This window comes from Oleiphilus sp. HI0066 (genome assembly GCF_001635725.1).
Map to the genome: position 1 here is coordinate 1 of NZ_LWFH01000264.1, position 1,530 is coordinate 1,530.

Annotated in this window: 1 protein-coding gene and 1 pseudogene; one reads left to right on the forward strand and one right to left on the reverse strand. The window is 47.3% G+C overall.

All coding sequences use genetic code 11. The annotated features are described in order from the left end of the window. Positions 1 to 369, forward strand: a pseudogene (locus tag A3738_RS30515) (hypothetical protein); the annotation flags it as partial. On the opposite strand, the gene A3738_RS03985 reads toward A3738_RS30515, so the two are convergent. Next, a partial coding sequence (locus tag A3738_RS03985) for a TrkH family potassium uptake protein (RefSeq protein ID WP_068763376.1) occupies positions 366 to 1,530 on the reverse strand: 1,165 nt, incomplete at its 5' end. The pseudogene A3738_RS30515 and the gene A3738_RS03985 sit on opposite strands and share 4 nt — an antisense overlap.

The following is a 1,530-nucleotide window of genomic DNA, read 5'->3' on the forward strand; positions in this document are numbered from 1 at the left end:
AGAGATGATGGCTCAATTCGAGGTCTACGGCGTGTTAGTGTTGAGCGAGGTAGTAGAGCGACAGTTGAGGTCTTGGAGCTCCGTATCAACGTGCCTTGGTTAAAAAGCATCAAGCGAACGACGGTATCAATTAGCACACATGGATTTGAGTCAGCTTTTCAGCAGTCAGTTGAAAAAATATGCGAATGGTATGAATTAGATAAACAAAGCCCCGCTGCGAAAGCGATGCGTACTTGTGATGCTTATTATGCAAATGGTGATGAGATCAGCGCTTTACGTAGTGTTAGCCACAAGGCGCGCCATGAGCTGGACAACATAACGCAAGGTGTGTTCAAAGGTTTACGTAAGCTCGGTATTTCTGGCGCTTAAGAGCGCCAGAAGGCTGGCGTGAATAGAATCAATAGCGTAAAAATTTCTAGACGCCCCATTAGCATTGCTACGCAAAGAACCCATTTCGCAAAAGTCGGTAAATCGCCATAGTGTGCTGCGACATCTCCCAGACCTGGTCCAAGGTTATTGATGCAGGCACCAACTGCCGACCATGCAGTTACTTGATCTAAACCGCTTGCGAGAAGCAGTAACAAAAGCACAACGAATGAGAATACGTACAGGGAGAAGAAACCCCATACGGCTTCGATAACCCGATCAGGTACGGCTTTCTTGCCTACTTTTACAGGAATCACCGCATTAGGGTGAATCAAGCGCTTTATCTCGCGCATGCCCTGTTTGAATATCAGCATCACGCGAATGGCTTTCATGCCCCCGCCAGTTGATCCTGCGCAGCCGCCGATGAAAGCGACAACGAAGAGTAAAAACGGTAATACAAAAGGCCAGTTGGCAAAATCAGCCGTTGAGAAACCCGTTGTAGTGGCAATGGATACCACCTCGAATAAACCTTTTACGAATGATGTGCCAGGGTCGTAGGTGCTAGTGTGGTAGAGCGTCGCAATCGTGATGATGGAAACTAAGAAAATGACACCGGTGTAAAATCTGAATTCTGCATCTTTCCAATAGATGATCGGGCTATTGGAACGAAGCGCCGCAAAATGCAGTGCGAAGTTGATGCCAGAAATGAACATGAAAAAGATCGCAACAAGTTCGATATGTACGTTGTTGTAATAGCCGATACTTAGGTCATGTGTTGAGTAGCCACCAATCGCAATGGTTGAGAAACTGTGGGCAACGGCATCGAATACTTCCATGCCTGCACTCCAATAAGCGAGAGCGCACAACACGGTTAATCCTAGGTAGATATACCATAGCGCTTTTGCTGTTTCGGTAATTCTAGGAGTGAGTTTGCTGTCTTTCACAGGGCCGGGTGCCTCTGCACGGTAGAGCTGCATACCACCGATGCCGAGCATTGGCAGTACAGCGACGGCTAGAACGATCAAACCCATACCGCCAAACCATTGTAACTGTTGGCGATACCATAAGATTGATTTTGGTAGTGAGTCGAGGCCTGTAATAACGGTTGCCCCTGTCGTCGTTAATCCAGAAAGCGACTCAAAATACGCATCTGTGTAGGAGAGA